This window comes from Aliiglaciecola aliphaticivorans (genome assembly GCF_054782055.1).
Genome location: NZ_BAAGTF010000040.1, coordinates 30,887 through 57,165, shown reverse-complemented (window position 1 = coordinate 57,165; position 26,279 = coordinate 30,887). Strand labels below are relative to the sequence as shown.

Below are 26,279 nucleotides of genomic sequence, written 5' to 3'. Positions count from 1 at the left end.
TAGCCTAAAGAAAATAAAAAATAATCGCATAGGCTAACACAATTTTTCATCTCAATAAGTACATAAATAAGTTTACAAAGAATCACATTGCGCTCAATTGTTTATAAATTGGTAAAGTAATTAACTTAAAATTGGTTACAATATTGGTTTAGTTAATTCAGAATTTTAAAGAGATCAGAATGAGTAAACTGCGATTTAAAAAAATAGCGCAAGCCAGTATCATCGTACCTTTATCACTTTCCGTTGTTATCGCTTGTTCCAATACTGACAAGAGCCATATGTCTAGGGATAAACTTTCCCCCCAAAGCCCTATTCCTGCCACTAAATTTGACCTATCAAACTGGAAAATTACCGTTCCTGTAGACATGGACAATAATGGCAAAATTGATGAAATTGATATGGCAGAAATGCAAACCTATGTTCACCCTGACTTTTTCTACTTAGATGAAAATGGCGGTATGGTTTTCGCAACGCCCAATAAAGCAATTACCACAGCATCATCAAGCAATACACGCAGTGAACTCCGTCAGGCTTTTCGAGGAACGAATAAAAAAATAAAAACCAAAGCACCAGGTAATAACTTTGCTTTAGCTGCGCATGCCAATGCCTCTCAATTTGCCTCAATAGGCAGCAAAATAGATGCAACACTGAAAGTAGATCATGTCGCGATAAGGGCAAAAAATCCTAACACCCCTGCGGCCTATTCAGTGGTAGTAGGACAAATCCATGCCGTAAAAGATGATAAAGTCATCGCCCAAAATCAAGGGTTTGGTTATGGTAACGAGCCCATAAAAATTTATTTTAAAAAATGGCCTAATCATCAAATGGGTTCTGTTTTTTGGAATTACGAGCGCAACCTAGCTAAAACGGATCCAAATCGTACAGATATTGCCTACCCAGTATGGGGAAATACCTGGAAAAACCCAAATGAACCTGGAGATAAAGGTATCGCGTTAGGAGAAGAGTTCAGCTATCGCATTAATGTGCACCAAAATACCATGTATTTGACCTTTAGCGCTAAAGGTAAAGACGATGTTAAATACGCGATAAACCTAGCTAACAATATTGACGCATATGGTAAGGTTGACGAGAAAGATAACCCACAAGGTTATGCTGGCGACTCCCATTACTTTAAGGCTGGAGCTTACAATCAGTGCAGTACAAAAGACCAGGCTGGCACTCTTTGGTATGCAGGATGTTTAGGTACTGGGAATTGGCAAACAGACAAGATGAATGGTGACTATACCCAAGTAACTTTTAGTAAGTTGACATTGAGTTCACCTCAGGCCCAGTAGATAGCTCAAGCTTTATCTCTACTCGGCACAAAATGCAAAGCAGATAGCAAACGCATGCTCTTACAAGTGGGAGCATGCGACAAAACTAGCGAGAATAAAGTTAATTAAGAAAGTCTTCTAAAAACCACGCTGACAATTCATGTCGACCTTGTAAGTTGCTTTTTGAATAAAGACTAGAGGCTTGTTGTCTAACAGTGGCCTCTTTTGTTTCCCTGACAGAGGCAATTTCTTTTAAGCTTAGACCTTTTAATATTAGTATTGCAACTTGCTGCTCACCAACAGTCAGCCCCCATTCTTTAAACTGCGCCTGAATCACTTGAGCATAATGTTTACGTTCGGTTTCAATTTCGCCGCTGAGGGTTTTAATTTGCATATCTGCTTGTTTTAGTTTTGTCGCTAAGCGATTTAACGACCTAGAGCGTAACCTTAAATCATGAATAAGAAGTAAGGCTGCAATGGCCGAAACAATAACGATAATGGTCTCCCCTAATACATGCCAAATGGGTACATTTAGTTGTATGTCTACAAACACATCCATTGCATTGAGAACCATAATGGTAATTAGCACTAAAATGATAATTCGATCTTTCATTTACTTTCCAATTCTGTAAATTTAATACCAATATTGGTTATATCGAACATATGTTCGATGCCAAGTCCTACATGTGTTTATTGTCCGATTACGCATAAAAATCAATAATATATGCACTGACCTAACCAGTGAGCACTGCAAAACAATGTTTTACCTTCAACCTATTCGAAAACTACTTTTCCTATTATTTTTTATATGGCCTACGTATAATTTTGCCGCCCAGTTAACCCTTAATGATGCATTAAACGCTGCATTAGAAATCCATAAAAAGGAAAACCAAAGCCTGTTAAAGGGTAATGTTGAACAACCTTCAGATTCTTGGTTTGCTAGTCCTCCTACCGTCGGTCTTCTATATTTACACAATCAGCAGAGCCTGGGTTCCAAAGAAACGGAAATCAGTCTCAACTTAGCAATTAAGTCGCGTTTACAAACGGAAATTGATCGGCAGCTGCAAAGTACCATCCCTTTGATTAAGCAGCATGCTTTGCAACAACAAGCATTATTTCTATCTGGACTGATACGGTTTACGATTTGGGAATATAAACTCCAATATGTATACCGTAAACAAGCAGAGCAAAAACTAAACGTTTTAAATAAATTATTGAAGCATTACGAGCAGATGGAACAAGCCGGCAACACTCCTTCTTATTTAACGTTGCTGGTAAAGCAAGAACGCATTCAGGTTGAACTTGCCTTGTTAGATCACCAAAATCAAACACAAACCTTGTTAGCTCAATACACTGATCTTACTGGCTTAAATGCTCTGCCCGATAACACCGAAGAACTCCCCTTTGATGTGAGTGTTGAGATATCTAGCGAGCACCCCGACATACAGGCTTTAGACGCGGTTTGGCAATTAAATATAGCCCAATTTAATGCAGCTTCCAACCACTCTAGACCTTGGAACCTTGCCATTTTTGCTAAACAAAATGAAACAGCAGGGATCACCGACAATCAAATAGGATTGGGTGTGGAAATGCCGTTGTCGATTGGAAACAACTATACTCCCGCTCAGCACAGTGAATTTGTCGCAGCTCATTCGCTTTATGTGATGCAACGTAATCAGACTCAGCAACAAATTCAACAATCCATCTCAAATGCGGCCGGCCAGCTCAAAATTAGCAAAGCACGGCAAAAACTGCTTAATCAATCATTACAGATAACTCAGAAACTACAACCAACCTTAGAAACATTGCTGACTTCAAATACTACGGATCAAGAATGGATCTTGAGAAGGACGCTAGAGATTGTCGAAATTCAAGGGCAATACGCCATAAATCAAATTAATTTGGCCAAAAACATAGCCATTCTTAATCAAGCTGCAGGAAAATCTTTATGAAAGGTTTCGTAAATTCCATCTTTATTGCCACCAGTTTACTGGTTATCACTTCCACTTCGGCACAACAGTTTAGTCTTGATGTAAAAGATCTTAACGATTTAGCACTACTTACAAAACAGGTAGAGCAAGTAAATGAGTATGCAGGTCTTCCTACCTTGGGTGAAGTCTCAGAATTGCCAGGTCAAGGCTATACAATTCATTCACCGTTTACTGCCCAGCAAGTTCGTTTTCTGCAACCTGTTGGCACTAAACTCAATATTGGAGGGAGTTTCGTTGAATTAAGTGGGCCTGAAGTGCACCACTATTTTAATCAATATCAGGTTAAAAAATCGTTGTTTGAATTGACCGAGCTACAATATAAAAAAAATAAATCATTGTTTAAGCAGTCTTCTATCTCACAACAAGCTTGGCTTGACATCAATAACGCCTACTTCGCTGCTAAGCTAGAATATGATGAAATGCAGCATTTTTTTGAACTGGTAGCTGATTTTAATGACGAGACAGAAACCCTAACGTTAAAAACCCCAATTAACGGTGTTGTGCATTACACTCGCTTTGAATCGCTAACAGAAGGCAATGTGATTGCAAGAGTCATTCCCACACAAAGTATCAGGTTAAATTTTAATATTAGTAATAATGAAGCACAAAATCTTGCTTACTTATCCGCAACAAACTCTCAGTGTAAATTAAATATATATGCCATCGAGCTCGTTGCCACGGGACTGGCTAGTAAAGTATGGAGCGCCCCCTTGACCTCCGACTGTCCTTATAACTTAGGACAGAACTTATCAGTCACCCCATTTTTTAAGCAACAGGCATATCTAGTCCCCAAAAATTCGGTTTTCTCGATGAATGGATCGCAGTTTGTATTTGTTAAATCAGGTGAGCAATTAAACGCAATTAACGTCACACTAATTAGCAGTACTGAGCATAGTTATGCGATCACCAGTCAACAATCTCTCATCAATAGCAATGTACTTATCAGTTCTGTAAGCGCTGCTCAAGGCATACTTCTCGGGCTAGGGAGTGAATAAATGTTATCTAATTTGATTCGATTATCCCTCAGCCAGCGGATTTTTATTCTATTAATGGCGATCGGAGTAATGCTAATCGGCATTGTCTCTTGGATGAATATTCCCATTGACGCTTTCCCTGATATTTCACCCACTCAGGTAAAAGTAATATTGAAAGCACCAGGAATGACAGCTGAAGAAATAGAAGCGCAAGTGACACTTCCCCTTGAAACAGAATTATTAGGGATACCAAATCAACAAATATTACGCTCAACCACCAAGTACGCCATTACAGACATTACCCTTGATTTTGTCGAAGGCACGGACATTTACTGGGCTAGACAACAAGTTGCAGAACGCTTAAACAATATTTGGTCTTCCCTTCCCTCTGGTCTTGAGGGTGGTATTGCACCAATGAGCACTCCTTTGAGTGAAATGTTTATGTTTTCACTGGAAAATCCCCAGCTAAGCTTACTTGAGCGAAGGCAAATACTGGAATGGGAAATTCGCCCCCTACTGAGAACCATTGATGGTGTCGCCGATGTGAATATATTAGGTGGCTATGCGAAAACTTACCAGATCACTCCAGATCCGGTTAAGCTAGCTTCATTAGGCCTAACCTTAAATCAACTAGCACAGCACATTCAGGCAAACAATTTGAATGGCAATATTGGCCGCTTGGATATAGGTAACGATGCGCTAATTATTCGTGGTGAAGGCCGTATCGATACATTAGACCAACTTCGAAACATGTTAATTAGTAATCATCTTCAACAGTCGATAAGACTCTCTAATGTGGCGGATGTTAGCGTTGGTCATTTAACCCGTTATGGCGCTGTTACCCGCAATGGACAAGAAACCACTGAAGCCATAGTTATATCTTTGAAAAACGCCAACACTGCCAAAGTAATAGAAGGTGTCAGTGAAAAGTTAAAATTAATTGAAAAGACCCTACCAGCAGGTTCACAAATAAACGTTTTTTATAATCGTAAAAATTTGATCGATACAGCGATAGGTACCATTCAAGAGGCATTGTTGATTGCCGTTATATTGGTGATCATTGTTTTAACTTTGTTTTTGGGAAATATTCGAGCAGCATTAGTTGTATCAATGATCTTACCTCTTGCAGCGTTGAGCACTTTTTGGTTAATGAATAGCGTTAATATGTCTGCCAATTTAATGAGCCTAGGTGGTTTGGTGATCGCCATTGGCATGCTTGTGGATGCTTCCGTGGTAATCGTCGAAAATGTGGTTAATCAATTAAGTAATAAAAACCACTTACCTAAATTACATCTGGTATTCCGAGCCTGTAAAGATGTTGCTGTACCTGTGGTTTCCGGCACAATAATAGTCATAATAGTGTTTTCTCCATTGCTGACACTAACAGGTTTAGAAGGTAAATTATTTAAACCCGTAGCGATAACAATTGTATTTGCAATGTTTTGTGCACTGCTGTTATCTCTAACTGTTATTCCAGCGTTAGCATCAATATTAATCAAACAGCATGATTCCGGTGAACCTAGTTTTGTCACCGCATTAAAAGCCGCATATCGAAGCACATTATCTACAACGTTGAATCGCCCTGCGCCACTGATCATAGGCATTTTATTAGCATTAATCGTAAGCGCAGTGCAGTTTGTCTATCTGGGTAAAACCTTTATGCCGGTGTTAGACGAAGGCGATATAATTGTACAGCTTGAAAAAACACCAAATATAACCCTAAATGCTTCCACTGCGCTGGATATACAAATTCAAAATGCATTGCTTGAACAGGTACCTGAAATAAGTCAAATCGTTGCGAGAGTCGGCGCTGATGAAATTGGTTTGGATCCAATGAGCTTGAACGAAACAGATATATTTATGGAATTAATCCCACAGGCACAATGGCGATTCAGTTCTAAATCAGAGTTAGTCGATTCCATTCGAAATGTACTCAAACAGTTTCCTGGAATTAATTTTGGATTTACTCAGCCTATTCAAATGCGGGTTTCAGAAATGCTTACAGGCAGCACTGGAGATGTAAGCATTAAAGTATTTGGAGAAGATTTAACCGAGTTGGCACATTTGGCCTCTCGCATTGCCCAGCTCACAAAGTCCACTTCAGGCAGTGTTGATGTAAACACCGCGGTCACTGAAGGAGGCGAGTTTTTAAATATCCGTCTCAAACCGGAAATTGCCCAACGTTATGACATGAGCATTACTGAACTATCCAACTATTTACGCTCACAATTCGAAACCTTTGCAATTTCAGAAATAATTCAAGGAAAACGTAAAACTCCAATTGTATTCGCTGCATCTGCTAGCTCAGCGCTGCGTCCAGGCACATTGCATGAGATTAAAAATAATCTAATTTTGTTGCCAGATGCCAGCTTAGTGCCTTTGCAGGACATCTCTGAAATAAGCTTTAAACAAGGGCCAATTTTAGTTGAGCGAGAAAACAGTAATCGCTATTCCGTGGTAACGACCAATGTGTCTGGCCGCGACATAGTGGGTTTTGTGGAAGAATTAAAAAAGACCCTGACGAATACACTGGAACTGCCTTCAGGCTATGTGCTTAGTTTTGGTGGCGAATTCGAAAACCAACAGCGCGCTACCAATAACCTGATGATGGTTGTGCCGATTTCGTTACTACTTATTCTAATCATCTTATTTACTACCTTTGGCTCGTTAGCAAAATCATCACTTATCTTAGTGAATATTCCTTTTGCCGTGATGGGGGGAATTTTCGCTTTATTTATTAGTGGCCAATATTTGTCGGTACCTGCATCAGTGGGTTTTATCGCGTTATTGGGAATTGCAGTGTTAAATGGTGTTGTGATGGTAAGCTATTTTGAACAAACTAAAATGGAGTTTAATGACACACTCACCCGCGTAATTGATGGGGCGACTCGACGCTTAAGGCCAGTTTTAATGACCGCAATGACAGCCATGTTTGGACTTGCCCCTTTAGTATTTGCATCAGGTCCGGGAGCAGAGATTCAAAAACCGCTGGCCATTGTTGTTATTGGTGGGTTGTTTACCTCTACACTTACCACTTTATATTTATTGCCGGTTTTATATAAATGGATGGAGACTAAAAATGGATAAAAATAATCGTTATCAGCTGCTTATCCTCTTAGCACCGCAAGAGTTAAAAGACAACCTAGTCGATACGTTAATTAGCCATGAAGCATTGTCGGGTTTTAGTTTAAGCAAAATACAAGGTTATAGTCGTGCACACCACCAATACAATATTCAAGAACAAGTTGAAGGCTATAGAGACTTATTTCGATTTGAACTTTTACATGAGCAACTCCACTACCAAGAGCTGTTAACAAAAATCAAGCAAACTTGCCCCAACAATAATATACGCTATTGGTGTGTGCCTGTAATTGAGAAAGGGGTATTGTAATATTTAGTAGATTAACACTGGCACTTATTAATACAAACATTGCAGTAGACTAATGGTTTGATTGCTTACTTGAAAATTTTAGTAATTGGGTGGCAGTTAGTGGTCGGCTAAAATAAAACCCTTGTACTAAGTCACAACCTAAACGTTTCAATATCGCAAATTGCTGCTCCGTTTCAACGCCTTCGGCAACAACGGTTAACCCAAGACTATTTGCCATTGCAATGGTCGCTTTAACTAAATCACAATCTGGTTTGTTGGTTGTGATCCCATGAATAAAGCTACGATCAATTTTAAGCACATCAAAGGGATATTGACGCAAGTAACTTAGCGACGAATAACCCGTTCCGAAATCATCTTGGGACAAGGTTATCCCTAAGGCGCTGATTTGTGCTAAGGATTCATGAATGTAGGCTTGTCCATTCATCAACACCCCTTCGGTAATTTCAAGTTCTAAAAATTCTGCATTGACGCTTATGGTTTGCAGGCTTTTTTGCAAATTCGTAACCAAACTATGATCTCTGAATTGACGAGGAGACAAATTAATTGCCATTGTGTAAGCCTGCTTATCACATTGCTGCCAGTGTTTCAGAAACCCTAAAGCCTGGTTAAACACATACTCGCCCAAGGTAATAATTAAACCTGTATGTTCAGCAATGGGTATAAATTCATTTGGGCTAACATTACCCAGTGTTGCATTGTTCCATCTCAATAACGCCTCCGCCCCAACAATCGAATTCGTTTTAACTTCGAATTTAGGTTGATAGTAGACTTCAAACTCACCACGTTCGAGAGCGGCATGCATTTGCTCTTCAACTTCAAAACGACGTTGCATCGACTTATTCATCTCAACAGTAAAAAATGAGAAAGTATTTCGCCCTAACGATTTGGCTTGGTACATGGCAGTATCGGCATTTCGCAATAAATCAGAGGCACTATTGCCATTCTCAGGATAAATAGCGATGCCAATACTTAAGGTAAGCATTAATTCTCTACCGGCCAATTTAAACGGGGTTCGAAACACTTTTAATAGATTTTCTGCAATGGTTAATACATCGTTATGATTGCTAAACCCCTTCAACAAAACGATAAACTCATCCCCGCCTAAACGTCCTACTGTGTCTTCCTTGCGCACAACCTGGGTTAACCGGTGGGCAGCTTTAACCAGCAACTTGTCACCTATTTCATGGCCCAATGAATCGTTCACTTTTTTAAAATCATCTAAGTCAAGGAAAATGACGACGGCTTTTTGATTGGTTCTTTTCGCTTCGATTAATATTTGCGAAAGCCGATCTAATGCTAAAAAGCGATTAGGTAGTAAGGTTAGGCTGTCATAGTAAGCTTGATGACGAATCAATTCAGCAGATTTATACTGTTCAGTAATATCGCGAATAACAACTATAATCTGCTTATATTCGGTTAAGTAGGTAACTCTCGCTTCAAAATATGAAATTCCTTGAGGCATAGTGAGGTCGTATTCAAAGCTACTCATCTCCTTTTGTTTTATTACTTTATTAATATGCGTCTGAAATTTTTTGGAAATTTCATCAGGTAAAATTTCCGACATGTTCTTGCCAATAAATTGCTGAGGAGAAACGTATAAGTCTTCTTTTTTACTGGTATGATAATCAATAATCCTCCCATCTTTTTCCATCAAAAAGAATAGATCAGGAATGGCTTCAAAAATGGTTTCGAGCATATGCTGTTTAAACAAAGCCTGAGCTTCAGCTTCTCTAATATCCGATAAATCAATATCAATACAGTACATTTGTTGATTACCATATTGATTAGTGAACATGACATGGCTTGAAAATACCGATACATCAGCACCGCTTTTATTTCGTAAGGTTATTTCCGCTGCAGGGATCTCGATACCATTTTTAAGCCAATTTTGGTGAGCGTCGATGACCCCTTGTCGCATATAAGTTGGGATGATGAGATCTTCTAGTTTTTTCCCCGAGGCTTCAGCTTTGGTATAACCATAAAGTACTTCACTGCCTTCATTCCAGTAGATAACTCTACGTTGATCATCATACCCTTGGACCGAAATGACTTTAACAGCATCAAATAATTGGTGGAGAGGATCGTTGAGCTCATATTGATGAGACAAAACTTTGCTTATTTTATCTGAACTCATTGTGTCAACTACTCCAAATTACACTGCTTACATTAATAGTAGAAGTAAATAAAAAATTAACACTATCAATGTAAAAAGCAATTAATCAAAGGTTGCTGGAATATATTGAACGAAAATCAGCAATTCTAAAGGTTACAATAATAGCCGATTCGTAAGGTTCTAAATTGAGACTTAAACGGACCGAAATATCAAAGGGAAAATATAAATTGTAATTTCGTGAATAACGAGGAACATCAAACACTTCCTCTATCTGACTTACTTTCAAACGCCTCGAAACATTGGATTTAGAGGGGTTAACTGTTAACCAATATAAGACAGTGTCATCACAGTGACATAAAACCTTATTTTATTTGTAACACAATTATCACAATTCCAACCTAAGCTTTTTCATCGCAGAAATTGGATTTGCGTGGTATCTGGAATTCCATATTCTAGAGTCTTTTCAACATATTCTGCACCTTTAACTGTTAGCCACAGTCTTTTGACAATACACCATATTAATCGTAGGAAATAAGAATGAAACTCAACTGGAAAGTTACCGCCAGCGCCCTTGCGCTCGCAGTCTCTACAGGTATGCATGCTAATGTATTACCTGAACATCAGTCTGATAGTGCGTGGTTTACCGATGCACAATCTAAAATGCAAGAAAAGTTTGCTGTTGATAATCAATTCAAAGCGAAAAATGTCATATTGTTTGTAGGCGATGGTATGGGGGTTTCTACATTAACTGCCTCGCGTATTTTGAAAGGCCAGCTGCAAGGCGACTCAGGTGAAGAAGCCTACCTAAGCTTCGAATCGTACCCATATACTGCATTAGTAAAAACCTACAATGTTGACGCACAAACCCCAGATTCAGCAGGTACGATGACAGCCATGATATCCGGTTTAAAAACCGATGTTGGCGTGATTGGTGTAGATGAAGATATTGAACGTGGCGACTGCAGCACAGTGGCAGGTAACGAAGTGGTTACCGCGTTAGAATTAGCTGAGGTGAAAGGCTTATCAACAGGGATTATTTCTACTGCTCGCATCACCCACGCAACGCCAGCAGCGACTTATGCAAAATCTGCCGATAGGAATTGGGAAGATATTTCGGATATGCCTGAAGCTGCAATTACTGCAGGTTGTGTTGACATTGCCGACCAATTAGTGAACTTTGAAGCGACTTTAGAACAACGCTACTCCGGTATAGATGTGGATGGTATTGAAGTCATAATGGGTGGTGGCCGCCGTCACTTTTTACCCAACGACGCCAGTTACAATAGTGCAGATGCTGTCAGCAGCATTGAAGGTGACCGCACAGATTCAAGAGATCTCACCGCTGAATGGCAAGCGAAATACGAAGATGGCAGCTACGTTATGGATCAAGCTGGTTTTGATGCCATAGATACGGAAGCCACGTCCAAAATATTTGGATTATTCAATGAGTCTCATATGCAATATGAAGCCGATCGCGAAAATGATGTAGCAGGCGAACCTTCTTTAAGCGAAATGACCTCGAAAGCCATATCGGTGCTTGATAACAATGAAAAAGGCTTCTTTTTAATGGTGGAATCAGGTCGTATTGATCATGGCCACCATGCAGGAAGCGCATACAATGCGTTAACTGATGTATTGGAGCTGGAAAAAGCCGTTCAATATGCATATGAAAATACCGATCCCTCTGAGACCCTCATTTTAGTCACGGCTGATCACGGTCATGTATTTACTATTGCAGGTTATCCTAAACGTGGAAATCCGATTCTAGGCAAAGTAGTAAATGTGGGCGAAGAAGAAGCGGCTACTGCTGCTGATGGCATGCCATACACCACTTTGGGCTATACAAACGGTTTAGGTTACCAAAACCTAGCTGATGAAACGGACGCAGATGCAGCTTACGGTTTTGATATTGCAGCCGGCCGCCATGACTTAACAGATGTTGACACTACCGCTTCCGGTTATCACCAAGAAGCGCTTATCCCACTTGGCTCTGAGACCCATTCAGGGGAAGACGTAGCGCTACACGCTATTGGCCCTGGTAGCCAACTTGTGCAAGGCGTAATTGAACAAAACGTGATATTCCACCTGATTAATCAGGCTTTGAATCTGGTAGAAGAATAAGCGGAGTGATGAAAATGAACCTTTTTAAATTAAGTATGATCTCAATAGCTATTGCTGGACTAAGTGCTTGTACCTTAGACGGTGATGATGGTGCAAATGGAACAGACGGTTCTAATGGCAGCAATGGACTGAATAGCTTAACTTTACAAACCCAGTTATCTAGTGGCAATGAAAATTGTCCAGTAGGTGGTGTGCAAATTGATTCTGGCATAGATGCAAACGGAGATGGAGCCTTATCAACAGACGAAATAACCGCTACAAACTTTGTATGTTCACCTGGCTCAAATGCCCTGTCATCAACTGAACTGCTAACCAGTCTTAATAATGACTGGTTTGTCACTGGCGCTGTAGAAGTTGAAGAGAACAAGACAGTTTGGCAACAAGCAACGAGCTCTGACTCAGCACAAACAATTGAACAACTTCGTGGTAAAGCTAAAAACGTAATCTTGTTCGTTGGTGATGGTATGGGCATTTCAACGGTTACGGCCAGTCGCATATTAGCCGGCCAATTAAATGGCAATGACGGTGAAGAAAACCAATTGAGTTTTGAACGTTTTCCGTTTTCTGGATTATCTAAAACTTACAATGTGGATGCACAAACCCCCGACTCAGCTGGTACCATGACAGCTATGATGAGTGGTGTGAAAACGGATGTTGGTGTCATTGGTGTTGATGAGGCTATTGAACGAGGTGATTGCAGTACCGTTTCCGGAAATGAACTTGTAACCGCCCTTGAACTTGCTGAAATTTCAGGTAAGTCAACTGGCATCATTTCAACCGCGCGTATTACTCACGCCACGCCAGCAGCAACCTATGCTAAATCCGCTGATAGAAACTGGGAAGATATTTCAGATATGTCGACTGAAGCGGCTGAAGCGGGTTGTATCGATATTGCAGATCAACTGGTCAATTTCGAAACCAACCTAGAAGATCGTTATGAAGGTCTTGATATCGATGGTATCGAAGTCGTTATGGGTGGCGGACGTCGTCATTTTTTACCTAATGATGCCAGTTTCAACAGCCCTGATGCAGTAAGTGGCGTCGAAGGAGATCGCACTGACGGTCGTGATTTAACCGCTGAATGGAAGGCAAATTATCCTGCAGGTACTTACGTCTATGATCAATCAGGTTTCGATGTTATTGATACTGAAAACACGCCACAACTATTTGGTCTTTTTAATGAATCACATATGCAGTATGAAGCTGACCGTGGCAATGATATTGCTGGCGAACCGTCTATTGTTGAAATGACAGAGACAGCCATCAAAGTACTTGATAATAACGACAATGGTTTCTTCTTAATGGTTGAATCGGGCCGTATTGATCACGGTCATCATGCTGGAAGTGCTTACAACGCGTTAACTGACACTATTGCATTTGCTGAAGCCGTTGCTAAAGCAGATGAGTTAACCAGTGACGAAGATACCCTGATAATAGTCACGGCTGATCACGGTCATGTTTTCACTATTGCTGGATATCCTAAACGCGGCAATCCAATTCTGGGTAAAGTAGTCAATGTTGGCGCTGACGAACCAGCCACCGCTGCGGACGGCATGCCATACACCACTTTGGGTTACACTAACGGGCTTGGTTTCCAAAACTTGGGCGACGAGACTGATGCAGATGCAGCTTATGGCTTTGCTAATGCCGCTGGTCGCCATGACCTGACAGATGTTGACACTACCGCCTCTGGTTATCATCAAGAAGCGCTAATCCCCCTTGGTTCAGAAACCCATTCTGGAGAAGATGTAGGTATACATGCAAAAGGTCCTGGTGCTTGGTTAGTGAATGGCACAAATGAACAAAGCGTGATATTCCATGTTATGGATTACGCTGCAGACTTGGTTGAAACTGCCAATGAAGTAGTTCAATAATCAATTACTTAACATCATCGAGGTAGCCTTCAGGCTACCTCTTTGTTTTTTGGAGTCACAATGCAACGTTTCGTTATACTATGTATATTCTGCGGTTTTAGCTTTTCTTCAATTGCCCAAAACTGCGCCTCGAAAGCCGATGATTTAATTGCTAAATACACTATAGTCACCTCAGTAAAACATGCCCAAGAGCAAACTAAAAAACTCGAATTGTGGCGACGTGTAAACGCTGTTATTCATGTTTATCCACAAACTGAAATAACTGAGGGATGGGAAAAATCACATAAAAACACCATCAAACCCACTCGCTACTTTGATAATTACCAAAGAGCAATAGAATATCAACCTGGTGAGCGTGTGCATGGAAAGCAAGATAAAGATTGGTCTTTTCGCTATCAATTGATTAGCGATAAAATGCTCAAAGCAATGGAACACAAAAGCACTTCGGGTACCGGTTGTAATACTGTGGATGTATTCGAATATACCAACCCACAGCAAAAACTAATACTACATTGGCAACCAGAATTGCAGCTAATTCAATCGTTTAAAATTATCACCAGAGGTCAAGAAATTAACTGGCAGCTGGATTCAGTCACCTTTGATAAGCAAGTTATTGCTCAGCGTTTTAAAACACTAATGCGTTATCAAACCACTGATTTTGCCGATATCGGTGACGACCATTCAGATCCGTTTTTAACCAAAATGGTGACGCAAGGTTTCATCGAACCAGGTGCCAGTGGCTTTTTTGACGATAAGGGACATGCGTTAGGAAAGCACACACACTAATTTTGGTTTCTATCATAGTAATTCATTTTACTATGATAGAAACTCTAGCCATTATCGGTTATTTACTCACTGGCTAGTAGACTACCCAGTACGTAAACCAAAGGCGCATTCCAGTTAATCGCCACTTCGTTACTCGCATAGCTGCACCAGTCATCAAGATAGCTCGCAGCCGCAAAGTTACTCTCATAATCGCATTTATCTTGTTGCCCAGGTTGTGGCCCCCCAGCCAACATACCGGGCACAGGTTCATCTATTTTATCGCCAGCAGAGATGCGGTGATGTGGATTTTTCGGGCTTTTTTCACCAAAGCCAGTTAAAAAGGAATAACCTGTGGGATTGCGGCCGAATACAAAATTAAGGTTTCCTTGGGCAACCTGTCGATACTTTTCATCGCCTGTAATGCGAAACGCGTTCAGCAACATAATACTTTTATTTAAGACAACCGCATTACTTCCCCACACGAAATCGTCCGAGTTCATCGTCACACCGTACCCTGTGTTTTCATATATTTTTATAGCAGCATCGGCGTAGTCTATCAGTTCTGATTGAAGTGTATGAAAATCCTTAGACGCTAAAAATGGCTTCCCTTCTCTGGCCAGGCTAAAGTAACCCAGCGCTGCAACGTTGCTCCAGTCAGGCTCTTTAAGCTGTTTATTGTATTGTTGAAATGCCCGCCAATATTTCTGTTCTTTGGTGGCTAAAAACAATTCAGCTCCAGCCCAAGCAAACTCATCTGCAAAATCATCATCCCCATACTCACCACTGCTCACATCTGCAGGTTGCTGATAGACATAATCTGGGTGGGCACTCGCCCAGTCCCATGCTTTTTGAGCACTTGTTAACCACTGTTCCAGTTGTTGGGGATTATCCGCAAACAAAGGGCGTAAAATGCGGCTCGCCGCGGCAAGGGTGGCTGCGTAATCCAATGCAGCAGATGTCGAGAAACCAATGACATAACGATCTGCAGTGTCCTCGGCCGGCATATCTTTACCTGGCCACTGCAAGGTAGTGAGTTTATGATAAACCGCACCTTCCTCATTTTGCATGGTATGCAACCACTCAAGATTCCACATAAGTTCATCAACAATGTCGGGAAGCTGATTATTGCTCTCAGGAATTGTCAGTGAAAGATTGTCATAATAGTCTGGATAATCAGCATAGGCAGCTAATAATGTATAGGTAGCAATACTGGCATTTACCGTATATTTACCGTAATCACCTGCGTCATACCACCCCTTAGGTGAACTGATTGTGCTAAATGCCGGTTGACTAGTACTGGCTGCGGAGGGATGCACAATCACGTTTAGATCTGAGTGCCCTTCTTGACGTTGAAATTTGCCCGCATAAGGCGCAGTTAATGCCATCCCCGCGCGATTAAAGTAGAAATATTTTAAGGCCGCATTATGTGCTTGTTGGTTAATTTGCTCATCAATTTTTATTTGCCGGGAAAGCTCAGATCCTGCTCCCATAATGGTTAAATTATAAATACCGGGCTCAGAAAAGCTCGAAAAGTTGGCAAATTGAAATTTCTCAGGTCCTCGGGCAGACCAGCTTTTCGGCTCACTCAATGGGCCTTCAAATACAAAATCTCCTTGCAAATTTCGCAACCGGAAAGAGGTCTCTTGGGTACCTGACACAATAGCCCCTTTTTCACCATTTATGAAATATCCCAGTTGATTAACCTGAATGGATTGCTCTGATTTTTTTATCCCTTGTGCCTTGAGAGCGGGAGAAGTTTTATCTGCTGTTTTACAGCCGACTAGAGCCGAGGTTACTGCGCAGCATATTAAACCAGACAGCAATGTTTTTTGATGAAATTTAAGCATTTAGTTCCCTCAATTAATGGGCGATAAAATGGATTCATGACAAGCAGTACGGGTCTAAGCAAGCACCTCACCAATGAATCAACCGCAATTAAAGCCTAAACGCATATCTGAAGCATTTTGGCTCCCTAAAACACAGTGTGAAAGAATGGATTAATAAGGAAATTTATACCAGTCAGTTTTCATTGCTTTTTCTTCTTTTGTAATTTCGAAAAAACATAATGAATCGGCTGAACGACTAAATCCATATAAAAAATTGATACGCCAAGGGAGCAAGAAATGATGAAAAAATCGCGGTTATGATCAGTGCGACCGAACTGAAAGCGGTATCTTTAGAGGAATGCTTCACACTGACAGAAGTACCAATAGCATGAGAAAGACTGCCTAAAATGATCCCACGATGCGCCGCATCTTTCACCCCTAATAATCGAAATATAGGATAAAACAAGGTTGCGCCTGTTAATCCAGCAATTAACACTAAGATCACCACTATAGCGGTTTGCCCATCTAAACTTGCACTAATTTCCACGGCAATAGGCGTGGTGACAGATTTTACAATAATGGATGCTAAAAGTGGTGCTGGCGTATCATACAACCAGGCAACAAAACCCGTTAAAAAAATTGAGATAAAACAGCTACTAAAACACGATAGCAAAATGAACTTTAGGTTAGAGCGAATTTGTGGCAATTGCTCATACAATGGATAAGCTAACGCCACTACCGCAGCTTGCATGAAATAGTTTATCCAACTGGTTTGTGCATAATAAGTTTCATAGGGTATATCGAATCCGTAGAGCACCAACATAACCATTGTCATGCCTAGCAACAATGAATTCAGAAACGGCACTTTCAGATGTTTTAAAACAAACAAGGCAACAACATAAGCAATGATTGTTAAGCCAATCCACATTATTCCTTCTCCCCAGAGTTAAGCATTCTAAACAAATAACTGAGCAGTATAGCGACCAAAATATTTGCACCTAGGGTGCAAGCTAAAAACAGCCCCATTTGTTGATAGAGAACATCAAAATAATTCATTAGTCCTACAGAAATAGGAATGAAGAACAACAGCATATGTTTTAGCATTAATTTGGCTCCCCCTTGCAAAAATTGAACGGGGACAATGCCGACTGATAAACAGAAAAATAAGAGCAACATACCGATGATACTGCCGGGGAATGATATTCCTGATAAGGCTTGAATTGAAATGCCTGTCCACAAAAATAAGAAGATCATAGCGATGGAAAAGAAAAGCTTAAAGATCGTACTTAACACACTGATTTAATGCCCATTAATAATAGATACATTGATAATACCAGAATGTTATCACAAGTCTGCGCACCAGGTTAAATTAAACAGGAAATTAATAGTCCGTAAGTACTATTTCAATTAAACAGGTTACTTAAGGAGGATGTTTATCAATGGGGCAAAAAACTAACGCAATTTACTATTTAACTTTTTGACTAATTTAAATATTTAACTATCAATATATTCAAATAGCCCACCATTTTCCCACATTAAGCATTTGAATAAATGAACTATAATGGTACATTTTGGTTTATTCATGAATTTTCTTCATAAGATTAGTCAACTATGTTGGATCGTAGTCATCTCAGTATCATTAAAGCCGTTGCCGAAACAGGAACGGTTACCCAAGCGGCTTCACAACTTTGTTTAACCCAATCCGCCCTCAGTCATGCAATAAAAAAAATAGAACTCCATTATGAGGTGCCAGTATGGCAAAAAAATGGGCGTAAATTGCGCCTAACCCAAGCAGGTAACCAACTACTTGGGCTAGCTAACCGCTTGTTACCGCAATTTGAGTATGCGGAACAGCAGTTAGACCAAATTGCCCAAGGCAAAAAAGGCATTCTACGAATTGGCATGGAATGTCACCCCTGTTATCAATGGCTACTAAAAGTAGTGAATCCCTTTCTCACAGCTTGTGAAGGCGTAGATGTAGATGTTCGCCAAAAATTTCAGTTTGGCGGCTTAAGCGCCTTACTTGGGTATGACATAGACTTACTTATCACCCCTGATCCGTTGATCCATCAAAACGTGATTTACACCCCAGTTTTTGATTATGAACACGTTTTGGTTGTATCTGGGAAATCTTTGCTAGCCACTAAAAAACAAATTGTGCCACAAGATTTAACAGAGCAAACTCTGATAACTTACCCCGTAGAACCTACCCGGTTAGACATTTTCAGTCATTTTTTAACCCCAGCGGGCGCCAGTGTAAAACAACACAAATTCATTGAAAATACGGAAATTATGCTGCAAATGGTAGCCGCAAATCGCGGTATTGCTGCACTGCCACGTTGGTTAGTAGAAGAGTATCAACAACACATGGATATCAAACCAATATCGTTAATTAGTGCGATAGCGAAAAACGGAATTCGAAAATCAATACACTTAGGAATTCGCGCCAATGAAGCACCACCGGATTATTTAACTACGTTTATGAATTTATCTAAACAAGTGAAAGTGGTATAAAGTTGCACCAGTGAAGCCTTAGACTGTGACGCAATATCAAACCAAAATTAGCCTATTTCAACTGATTTACCGATCCAAAATTTTTTATTTAAGTTAAATGCGAGAAATCCTGTTTTGCAATATTGGTTGGATGCAACAGCAAATATCTAAAACCCACGCTTTTTCCTCCCCAATTCCACCCCTCGTTCTTTACATAGCTCTTTAAATAGTTATTTGCATACGCAATTGAATTGAATATTTTAGTCATAATGCAACCAAAACTAATTATTTGGCGTAAAAGTAAACAAATCAGTTGACGAAAAATCGTTTGTAAAAGAAACTGTTGTTAATAGATTGTTATTTATTGGTTATTTAATAATTAACGATCGTTCAAAAAGCCATCAAAGGAGTCATATCTTGGTACTAAATCACTTATGGGGTTTTTATACTCATCCAAAAGAAGAATGGCATGCAATTGACGAAAGGCATGAAAGTTATTTCTATAGCTTGAGTCATATAGGCATCATTTCACTTATTCCTGCTCTTTTAAGTTATTACTCTTCCTATCATTTGGGTTGGAGTATTGGCGTTGGGGAAGTTATTAAGTTAGATCAGATGTCGGCGGCATCACTAGGCATAGGTATGTATTTTGGCCTAATTGCGGGCGTCATTGCTTTGGCAATTATCATTTATGAACTGGCCAAAGTATTTGACTCTAACCCAAGCTATACACAGTCTTTAGAACTAGCTGCTTATACGGCAACACCCTTATTTATGTGCGGGTTTGCCGCGTTTTATCCCGCGCTTTGGTTTGTTATGGTGGTAGCCTTTATTGGTATCTCCTATTCTATTTACCTGTTGTACTCAGGGGTTCCGATCATGCTACACATACCTGAGGACAAAGGTTTTATTTATTCGAGCGCTGTAGTGACAGGTGGTCTGATTCTGCTTGTGGTACTTATGGTGGGTTCGGTGCTGATGTGGAGTGTCATTGGTGATCCGGTGTTTACCCACTAACGTTTTCAAATAGCATAAAAAAAACCGCGTCACTTTGCAGCGACGCGGTTTTTTGTTATCTATTGTTTCTTAAAGCGCGTCAGAATTCTCTGCAAGATATTTAGCTACACCTTCTGGAGATGCATCCATACCTTTTTTACCTTCTTGCCAGCCAGCTGGACACACTTCACCATGCTCTTCATGGAAGTTCAAGGCGTCAACCATGCGTAGCATTTCATCAACGTTACGACCTAGTGGTAAGTCGTTAACGACTTGGTGACGTACGTTACCTTCTGCATCAATTAAGAAAGAGCCACGGAAAGCCACGCCTGCATCAGGATGTTCTACATCATATGCTTGGCAGATTTCATGTTTAGTATCAGCTACCAAAGTATACTTCACTGGACCGATGCCACCTTCGTTTACTGGGGTATTACGCCATGCGTTATGGCTAAATTGTGAATCAATTGATACACCAATAACTTCAACGCCGCGCTTAGTGAACTCTTCATAACGTTTATCAAACGCTATCAACTCTGAAGGACATACAAAAGTGAAATCTAAAGGATAGAAAAAGATAACTGCTTTTTTACCTTTAATGTTTTCGCTAAGGGTAAAACTATCAACAATCTCTCCGCTGCCAAGAACTGCTGCTGCAGTGAAATCTGGGGCTGGACGACCAACTAGTACACTCATTTTTTTCTCCATTTATTAGTGAAAGCATTTTAAACGCAAATGCATGATAGGTAATATTTTCATTACTGATAAGCAGAATATAAGACTAGTTTATTAAAACCCAAGGAAAACAATTAAGTTTTTTCAATTTATTTGAAAATTAATTTAGATTTGAACACTGGATCCCGCTGTCGCTCGTAATAAACCCGTTTAAAGTATAACAAATAGCCAATTTAATACTTGTATTCGATACAAATAACAACTATTATCATTTGCATAACGATTGAGGTGTATTTGAATGTACGTTTGTTTGTGCCACGGCATTACTGATAAAGCTATTGAAAAAGTTGTCCGCGAAGACGGTATTGGTAGTACCCGTGAATTACGCGCTAAGTTGGGTGTTGGTAGTCAATGTGGGCGCTGTATCCAAATGGCTCAAGATATTATCGATACCACAATTGTTGACGAGAGTTTATTCAAAGAAGTGAGTTAAATCGAACTTTATTCACCAAAAAAGGAGCATTGAGCTCCTTTTTTCGTTTCTAAGGTTAGGAAAAGTCTAGCCTTCTTTGCCTTCTTCAGCATTTTTTTCTGCCGTTTCTTTAATCAAAGGCTGTAATTCACCTTGCTGAAACATTTCCATAATGATGTCACAACCACCAACCAATTCACCGTCAACCCACAGTTGCGGGAATGTTGGCCAATCTGCATATTTAGGTAATTCGGCACGAATATCAGGGTTTTGCAAAATATCGACATACGCAAATTGCTCACCGCAAGACATTAGCGCTTGTGAAGCTTGAGAAGAAAAACCGCAACTTGGCAGCTTCGGAGACCCTTTCATATATAATAAAATTGGGTTTTCATTAATTTGTTGTTTGATTTTCTCTACAGTGTCCATTTTACCACTCTCTAAATATAAGTTAGTTTCAATATGGGTGTTAGTTTACCTCTTTCAAGCTCTCCTTTCCAAAAGGTTTGCTAAATTACATAGATTTGTCACAATCACTGGCAGTAGTTGAATAAATGCAAATTCAGAAATAATCTAACGACTACGTAAAAAGTATTTGTAATTCGGGTTGATAATAAGCATCTTATCCCCAGATCATCATTTATAAATCATATAATTATATTAGAATGTAAAGCTGATATTGATGCTTTACATTCTTGAAATTCACGCTAGCATTTAGCTGAAAGTAATTTAATAAACGCTAAGCTCACATTAATGGAGAATTTACATGGCTTTTGAACTACCCCCGTTACCCTATGAAAGAAACGCTCTAGAACCGCATATTTCTTCTGAAACTCTTGATTACCACTATGGTAAACATCACGCTACTTATGTAACTAAGTTAAATGGTTTAGTTGAAGGTACTGCAATGGCTGATATGTCATTGGAAGATGTGGTTAAGCAATCAGACGGCGGTGTATTTAACAATGCTGCGCAAATCTGGAACCACACATTTTATTGGAACAGCCTAAGTCCAAATGGCGGCGGCGAACCAACTGGTGCTTTAGCTGATGCAATTACTGCGAAATGGGGTTCTTTTGATGACTTCAAAGCGGCTTTCAATGATAAAGCGGTTAATAACTTCGGTTCTAGCTGGACATGGTTGGTAAAAACAGCTGATGGCAGCCTAGATATCGTCAATACCAGTAACGCAGGTACGCCAATCACAGAAGAAGGTCTAACACCTCTTATTACTGTAGATTTATGGGAACACGCTTACTACATTGATTACCGTAACGTGCGTCCTAACTACTTAGGTGGTTTTTGGGCACTTGTTAACTGGGATTTCGCGGCATCTAACTTCGCTTAATTCTGCGTTAAAACGTTAAAACAAAAAACCAGTCGAATGACTGGTTTTTTTATGGGTGTTGCTAAATTGTCTGCGGAGTTTGTAGCATGGTCTTTAGGCCATGGGATGGCAATACAACCTCTCAGGGCTGAAGCCACCGACTACAACAATGCCTGTAGCATGGTCTTTAGGCCATGGGATGGCAACACAACCCCTCGGGGCTGAAGCCACCGACTACAATGTAGCGGCCAATCGGGTACCTTGATTGATGGCACGTTTTGCGTCTAGTTCTGCTGCTACATCCGCTCCCCCTATCAAATGATAGGGTTTGTTTAAACCATCGGCTAATTCACGCAACGGATCTTGCCCGGCGCAAATAATCACGTTATCCACATCTAAAACTTGTACTTCATCGTCTACCTTAATGTGTAAACCTTGGTCATCAATGTTTAAATATTCGACACCGGCTACCATATGCACACCTTTGGCTAACAATCCTACTCGATGGGCCCACCCTGTAGTTTTTCCTAAATTAGCCCCTACTTTCGTGGTTTTACGTTGTAGCAAATAGATTTCTCTTCCAGAAGCGCTAGGTTGAGGCTTCACGCCTTCAACACCCGCTCGCGCGCTGAAAGTCATGTCTATCCCCCACTCTTTCATAAAGGCTGGAATATTTTGACTGGTAGATTCACCTTTATGGGCTAAGTACTCAGATACATCAAAACCGATTCCACCAGCACCAATAACCGCTACTGAATTACCAACCGGCTTTTTATCTCGTATCACATCTAAGTAACTTAATACTTTTGGATGCTCAACGCCGGGTATTTGCGGGGTTCTCGGTTTAATTCCAGTCGCAATCAATACTTCATCAAAATCACCGCTGTTCAAGCGTTCAGCATCTACTCGAGTATTTAATTTCACCTCTACATGATGTAATTCTAATTGTTTTGAGAAGTAGCGAAGGGTTTCATAAAACTCTTCTTTGCCTGGAATTTGCTTCGCTATATTGAATTGTCCGCCAATTTCACTGGCACTATCAAATAAGGTCACTTTATGACCCCGTTGAGCAAGGGAAACTGCTGCTGCTAATCCAGCTGGCCCTGCGCCAACTACAGCCATATTTTTAATCACATCGGCTGCGACTATATTCAGCTCAGTTTCATGACAAGCTCTTGGGTTTACTAAACAACTGGTATCTTTGCCTTCAAAAACATGATCTAAACAGGCTTGGTTACAACCGATGCAAGTATTGATTTCATCAGCACGATTCTCCATTGCTTTAACAACAAAATCAGCATCAGCGAGAAAGGGCCTAGCCATAGAAACCATATCGGCATCACCACGGGCTAAGACTTCTTCGGCAACCTCAGGCGTATTAATGCGATTAGAGGTGATCACTGGAATGTTTAACGCTTTTCGAAATTTAGCCGTCACCCACGTAAAGGCAGCGCGAGGAACTTTGGTGGCGATGGTGGGAATACGCGCTTCATGCCAGCCAATCCCAGTATTAATAATAGTTGCACCGGCTTTTTCAATCTCTAAACCCAATTCAACAACTTCATCGTAAGTTGAACCACCTTCCACTAAGTCGAGCATGGATAGTCGATAAATAATAATGAATTCATCACCAACGGCTTCTCTTACACGGCGGACAACTTCAATAGGTAGGCGAATCCGATTACGGTACTCTCCCCCCCATTTATCATCGCGATGATTAGTGCGGCTGGCTATAAATTGATTTAAAAAATAACCTTCTGAGCCCATGATTTCAACACCATCGTAGCCAGCTTTTTGGGCTTGTTTCGAGGTGAATACAAAATCGTCGATTTGTTGTTGAATCCCTTCTTCATCTAACGCTTTGGGCTTAAAAGGATTAATTGGCGCTTGAACCGCTGAAGGTGCAACTAGCTTGGGATTATAAGCATAACGTCCTGTATGCAAAATTTGCATGCATATTTTGCCACCTTCCGCGTGCACTGCATCAGTAATAAATTTATGTTCATCTATACGTTTATCACTATTGAGCAAATTAGTTTTCGCATGAGTTGCCCCTACTTCATTTGGTCCAAACCCACCGGTAACAATAAGGCCAACGCCACCTTTAGCGCGCTCTTTGAAAAATGCGGCCATACGAATATGACCATTTTCAGCCTCTTCAAGACCTGTATGCATCGACCCCATGATCACGCGATTGCGAATCGAAGTGAAGCCTAAATCAAGAGGTCGAAACAAATTTGGAAAGGGTGTACTAAGGTTTACATCTGCAGTCATTCTATTGGTCCTGTTTTACAATTATTTGTGGCTCATCATCGAGCTTTTATCTAATAACTCAGCGTATCGCGGCAGGCGTTTTTCGGTTTGTGATGCCATAGCTTCTTGAATATCAGGCATTTGGAACATGCCAGACTGCCATGTCGCCATATAATTAAGGCTATCTTGCACATTATGATCACGCGTATAGTTAATCATCTCTTTACATCCTGCTACTGCCATTGGGGAATTGGCCGCAATCTTTTTAGCAAGCTTCATCACTGTCGAAAGCATGGTCTCATGATCTTCAAACACAGCATTCACAAAGCCCTGAGCCAACGCTTCTTGCGCACTCCAATTCCTACCTGTAAACGCCAGCTCCCTTACTAAGCCCTGGGGAATAAGATGAGGCAACCTTTGCAAGGTACCCACATCGGCAGTCATACCGATTTCTGTTTCTTTGATGGTAAAAAACGTATCTTGGGTGCAATATCGACAATCAGCCGCGCAAATCATGTCTACCGCGCCGCCAATAACTCCACCATGGGTAGCAACTAACACCGGCATTCTGACTTGTTCAAGGGCATTAAAGGAGTCTTGTAATTCCAAAACTGAACGTCTTAGTCTTTCCGCTCTGCGCGCGGGTTCGCCTTTAAAGTCTTTTGCCATTTGCGAAAATACGGATAAGTCCATACCCGCACTAAAATGTTTTCCTAGGGCTGAAATAACGATCACTCTCGCTGCCGACTCATGATCAATTTTTCGAACAGTGTCAGGCAATTCCTGCCAAAACGCTGGGATCATGCTGTTAAGTTGCTCTGGTCGAGACAACTGAATATGGGCAATATGATTTTCTATTGTTACCGTTAATGTGGTTAATTGTGAAAAATCAAAATTTTTATCTACGTTTTCCAAGGTGGTCTTCTCCAAGCTAGTACACCGACAATAAGTAAAGCACGCCTACAAAGTTGAGGCTGTTTAGTTAGCTTATGCGTACCTATAAATCGGATGAATTCCTTGCCGGAACGCTTAAACTTACCTTATCTAGACAACGTCAAGATAAGGTAAGATGTTGACGCTGTCAAGATCTATGATAAAGTGCCCGAATGACCGATAAAAAGCCCCTCAAAGCCCGATACCACCACGGTGATTTGCGCACTAGTCTTATACAAACGGCGTCCTCTATGCTCAAAGACTATGGTGTGGAGAACCTGTCATTGCGCAAGCTCGCCGATCAGGTGGGTGTTTCGCGCACAGCGCCTTATCATCATTTTAAAGACAAAAATGAGCTTTTATGTGCCATAGCTGAGCAAGGGTTTAGCCATTGGAAACTACAGATGGAGGAGTTATTCGAGAATCCAGATTTAAATGAAGAGCAGAAATTAAGAGCTTTTATCCATGGATATATCACTTACGCTGCGCAGAACCCAGAAATGTATGATCTTATGTTTGGTCGAACAATATGGAAACAAAATAGCGCCACAGACTCACTGAAAGATATCGCCTACCCGACATTCCAATTTCAAGTTAAAATGACCCGAGATTGGCAACACAAAGGCTTATTACCAGCCAGGTTAGATACACTAAGGCTATCTCAAGTTACTTGGGGGACCATTCATGGAATTGCACGATTGCTAATCGATGGTATTTATGCAGATGCTGGTCATATCGATGAAATGTGTGAAACTGCCTTACGCATGTTTGTAATACATAATCAGCAGATAGGTTAGATAA

At 40.5% G+C, this 26,279-nt stretch carries 22 protein-coding genes; 13 read left to right on the top strand and 9 right to left on the bottom strand.

The window, feature by feature from the left end; translation table 11 throughout:
• Positions 1–278: 278 nt before the first annotated feature.
• Complete coding sequence (locus tag ACYVIL_RS17385) at positions 279–1,295, top strand: polysaccharide lyase family 7 protein (protein ID WP_460313787.1); 1,017 nt, start codon at positions 279–281, stop codon at positions 1,293–1,295.
• 100 nt (positions 1,296–1,395) lie between these two features.
• On the opposite strand, the gene ACYVIL_RS17380 is transcribed toward ACYVIL_RS17385, so the two are convergent.
• Positions 1,396–1,887 carry a helix-turn-helix transcriptional regulator gene (locus tag ACYVIL_RS17380; protein ID WP_460313752.1) on the bottom strand — a complete coding sequence of 164 codons (492 nt, stop codon included), beginning with the start codon at positions 1,885–1,887 and terminating at the stop codon, positions 1,396–1,398.
• Positions 1,888–2,032: 145 nt separating this feature from the next.
• On the opposite strand from ACYVIL_RS17380, the gene ACYVIL_RS17375 reads away from it, so the two are divergent.
• The 4 genes from ACYVIL_RS17375 to ACYVIL_RS17360 are packed head-to-tail and all read left to right on the top strand — an operon-like array spanning position 2,033 to position 7,630.
• A complete protein-coding gene (locus ACYVIL_RS17375) occupies positions 2,033–3,226 on the top strand; it encodes a hypothetical protein (RefSeq protein ID WP_303475148.1) in 1,194 nt (397 codons plus the stop codon).
• Positions 3,223–4,260 (top strand): efflux RND transporter periplasmic adaptor subunit, encoded by a 1,038-nt coding sequence (locus ACYVIL_RS17370; protein ID WP_460313749.1) that lies wholly within the window; start codon positions 3,223–3,225, stop codon positions 4,258–4,260. Before ACYVIL_RS17375 ends, ACYVIL_RS17370 begins: the two co-directional genes overlap by 4 nt.
• A complete protein-coding gene (locus ACYVIL_RS17365) occupies positions 4,261–7,326 on the top strand; it encodes an efflux RND transporter permease subunit (protein WP_460313747.1) in 3,066 nt (1,021 codons plus the stop codon).
• Entirely contained in the window at positions 7,319–7,630 is a 312-nt protein-coding gene (locus ACYVIL_RS17360; protein ID WP_303475143.1) for a DUF3240 family protein, read from the top strand. The genes ACYVIL_RS17365 and ACYVIL_RS17360 overlap by 8 nt, the downstream gene beginning before the upstream one ends.
• 49 nt (positions 7,631–7,679) lie before the next feature.
• Here ACYVIL_RS17360 and ACYVIL_RS17355 read toward each other — a convergent pair whose 3' ends face one another.
• Complete coding sequence (locus tag ACYVIL_RS17355) at positions 7,680–9,764, bottom strand: EAL domain-containing protein (protein WP_460313745.1); 2,085 nt, start codon at positions 9,762–9,764, stop codon at positions 7,680–7,682.
• 516 nt (positions 9,765–10,280) lie between these two features.
• On the opposite strand from ACYVIL_RS17355, the gene ACYVIL_RS17350 reads away from it, so the two are divergent.
• From ACYVIL_RS17350 to ACYVIL_RS17340, 3 genes are read left to right on the top strand one after another with little or no spacing between them, the layout of a single operon-like run.
• Entirely contained in the window at positions 10,281–11,864 is a 1,584-nt protein-coding gene (locus ACYVIL_RS17350) for an alkaline phosphatase (protein ID WP_303475139.1), read from the top strand.
• 14 nt (positions 11,865–11,878) lie between these two features.
• Entirely contained in the window at positions 11,879–13,738 is a 1,860-nt protein-coding gene (locus ACYVIL_RS17345) for an alkaline phosphatase (protein ID WP_303475138.1), read from the top strand.
• A 60-nt stretch (positions 13,739–13,798) separates the two neighbouring features.
• Positions 13,799–14,524, top strand: a complete 726-nt coding sequence (locus tag ACYVIL_RS17340) for a hypothetical protein (protein ID WP_460313742.1) — start codon at positions 13,799–13,801, stop codon at positions 14,522–14,524.
• 62 nt (positions 14,525–14,586) lie between these two features.
• Here ACYVIL_RS17340 and ACYVIL_RS17335 read toward each other — a convergent pair whose 3' ends face one another.
• From ACYVIL_RS17335 to ACYVIL_RS17325, 3 genes are all read right to left on the bottom strand, one after another.
• Complete coding sequence (locus ACYVIL_RS17335) at positions 14,587–16,350, bottom strand: glycoside hydrolase family 9 protein (RefSeq protein ID WP_460313740.1); 1,764 nt, start codon at positions 16,348–16,350, stop codon at positions 14,587–14,589.
• Positions 16,351–16,585: 235 nt separating this feature from the next.
• A complete protein-coding gene (locus ACYVIL_RS17330) occupies positions 16,586–17,257 on the bottom strand; it encodes an LrgB family protein (RefSeq protein ID WP_303475135.1) in 672 nt (223 codons plus the stop codon).
• Positions 17,257–17,622: a CidA/LrgA family protein gene (locus tag ACYVIL_RS17325; protein WP_460313738.1), complete on the bottom strand. Its 366-nt coding sequence runs from the start codon at positions 17,620–17,622 to the stop codon at positions 17,257–17,259. The genes ACYVIL_RS17330 and ACYVIL_RS17325 overlap by 1 nt, the downstream gene beginning before the upstream one ends.
• A gap of 318 nt (positions 17,623–17,940) precedes the next feature.
• On the opposite strand from ACYVIL_RS17325, the gene ACYVIL_RS17320 reads away from it, so the two are divergent.
• Together ACYVIL_RS17320 and ACYVIL_RS17315 are read left to right on the top strand one after the other, a co-directional pair.
• Positions 17,941–18,843, top strand: a complete 903-nt coding sequence (locus tag ACYVIL_RS17320; RefSeq protein ID WP_460313736.1) for a LysR family transcriptional regulator — start codon at positions 17,941–17,943, stop codon at positions 18,841–18,843.
• Positions 18,844–19,239: 396 nt separating this feature from the next.
• The gene (locus ACYVIL_RS17315; protein ID WP_303475131.1) at positions 19,240–19,839 is read left to right on the top strand and encodes a Yip1 family protein; all 600 of its coding nucleotides are present in this window, start codon (positions 19,240–19,242) and stop codon (positions 19,837–19,839) included.
• A gap of 69 nt (positions 19,840–19,908) precedes the next feature.
• Here the strand turns inward: ACYVIL_RS17315 and ACYVIL_RS17310 are convergent, their stop codons facing one another.
• Positions 19,909–20,514: a peroxiredoxin gene (locus ACYVIL_RS17310; RefSeq protein ID WP_216050339.1), complete on the bottom strand. Its 606-nt coding sequence runs from the start codon at positions 20,512–20,514 to the stop codon at positions 19,909–19,911.
• A gap of 277 nt (positions 20,515–20,791) precedes the next feature.
• Here ACYVIL_RS17310 and ACYVIL_RS17305 point away from each other — a divergent pair, with 277 nt between their 5' ends.
• The gene (locus tag ACYVIL_RS17305) at positions 20,792–20,986 is read left to right on the top strand and encodes a (2Fe-2S)-binding protein (RefSeq protein WP_303475127.1); all 195 of its coding nucleotides are present in this window, start codon (positions 20,792–20,794) and stop codon (positions 20,984–20,986) included.
• 66 nt (positions 20,987–21,052) lie between these two features.
• Here ACYVIL_RS17305 and ACYVIL_RS17300 read toward each other — a convergent pair whose 3' ends face one another.
• Positions 21,053–21,394 carry a Grx4 family monothiol glutaredoxin gene (locus tag ACYVIL_RS17300; protein WP_303475126.1) on the bottom strand — a complete coding sequence of 114 codons (342 nt, stop codon included), beginning with the start codon at positions 21,392–21,394 and terminating at the stop codon, positions 21,053–21,055.
• Between the two features lie 337 nt (positions 21,395–21,731).
• On the opposite strand from ACYVIL_RS17300, the gene ACYVIL_RS17295 reads away from it, so the two are divergent.
• Positions 21,732–22,313, top strand: coding sequence for a superoxide dismutase (locus ACYVIL_RS17295; protein WP_303475124.1), 582 nt, complete (start codon positions 21,732–21,734; stop codon positions 22,311–22,313).
• A gap of 213 nt (positions 22,314–22,526) precedes the next feature.
• Here the strand turns inward: ACYVIL_RS17295 and ACYVIL_RS17290 are convergent, their stop codons facing one another.
• Positions 22,527–24,566 carry an FAD-dependent oxidoreductase gene (locus ACYVIL_RS17290; RefSeq protein WP_460313733.1) on the bottom strand — a complete coding sequence of 680 codons (2,040 nt, stop codon included), beginning with the start codon at positions 24,564–24,566 and terminating at the stop codon, positions 22,527–22,529.
• A gap of 21 nt (positions 24,567–24,587) precedes the next feature.
• Positions 24,588–25,475 (bottom strand): crotonase/enoyl-CoA hydratase family protein, encoded by an 888-nt coding sequence (locus ACYVIL_RS17285; protein WP_460313731.1) that lies wholly within the window; start codon positions 25,473–25,475, stop codon positions 24,588–24,590.
• A 176-nt stretch (positions 25,476–25,651) separates the two neighbouring features.
• Between ACYVIL_RS17285 and ACYVIL_RS17280 the strand changes: the two genes are divergently transcribed.
• Entirely contained in the window at positions 25,652–26,275 is a 624-nt protein-coding gene (locus ACYVIL_RS17280) for a TetR/AcrR family transcriptional regulator (RefSeq protein WP_460313729.1), read from the top strand.
• The last annotated feature ends 4 nt before the right edge of the window (positions 26,276–26,279 follow it).